General features: G+C 64.7%; 1 protein-coding gene. It reads right to left on the bottom strand.

Features of this window, described 5'->3' with window-relative positions:
* Positions 1 to 909 (bottom strand): C13 family peptidase (locus CAPSK01_RS05715; protein WP_273703174.1); only part of this gene is annotated, 909 nt, incomplete at both ends.

Below are 909 nucleotides of genomic sequence, written 5' to 3'. Positions count from 1 at the left end.
CCGTGCCAGGGCAAAGGCCGCAAGCGGGCGCCGGATGGCTTCGCCAAGATAGAGGCGAGGATCCGACTCCGGGAAATCCTCCCGGCTCTCGCGCGCGGCGATCACCGGCCTGGCTTTTTCGAAGGCTTCGACGAACGAATAGGTCTGGCGCAACGCCTCGTCGAAATAGGCTTTGCCGAAATAGGTGAAATCGGCCTCGTTGCTGCAGCCGAAGGAGTTCCTGTCCGCCGCGGCCGCGGTGATCACCAGGGTGTTGTCGTCCTTCAGGGCGTCGATGAAGCCGCCCGAATAGCAGGCCGAGATCACCACGACGCGGCGCTTGATCCCCGATTCGTCGAGCAGTTCGCGTAGGCGTCGGGGATCGAGGGTGTTGAAACGCATGGGCCAGAAATCGAGGACGAACTTGTGATCCTGCGAGCCATGCGAGGTGAGGAAGAGGAACAGGATGTCCTCGTCGCGATCCATGATCGCGCCAATCCGCCGCAGCGTCAGGCCCAGGCTCGTGGTACTGGCGATCGGCGAGTCGGCGACACTCTTCGGGTTGTTGATCAGGAGCACCGAACGCCCCTCGGTGGCGAAGCGCTCGCGGAACAGCTCGGCCACCGAGCGAACTTCCGTCATGAACACGTCCTGCCGGGAATAACCCGCCGCGCCGACGAAATACAGATCGGTGACACCCGGCCGCCCAGGCTTGAGGGCGGCAAGTTCGCGCTCGAGGAGTCGTGGTTGCAGGTAGAAAGCATCTTCAGCCACCAGCGACAGGTACTTCCGCTCGAAGTCGCCGCCCGCCTCCTCGTCGTGCGCCTCAATCCACAGCGAGCGGTCGTGGTATACGACGCTTGGCGGCACACCAAGGAGCAGTCCGGCCGCGGCGACGACCGCCAGGCGGCGGCTGGCGGGTGGCCCCAG

Source organism: Candidatus Accumulibacter vicinus, assembly GCF_000584955.1.
GTDB lineage: Bacteria > Pseudomonadota > Gammaproteobacteria > Burkholderiales > Rhodocyclaceae > Accumulibacter > Accumulibacter vicinus.
Note: the sequence above shows the minus strand (reverse complement) of the source record. Positions and strands in the feature narration are given on the sequence as shown.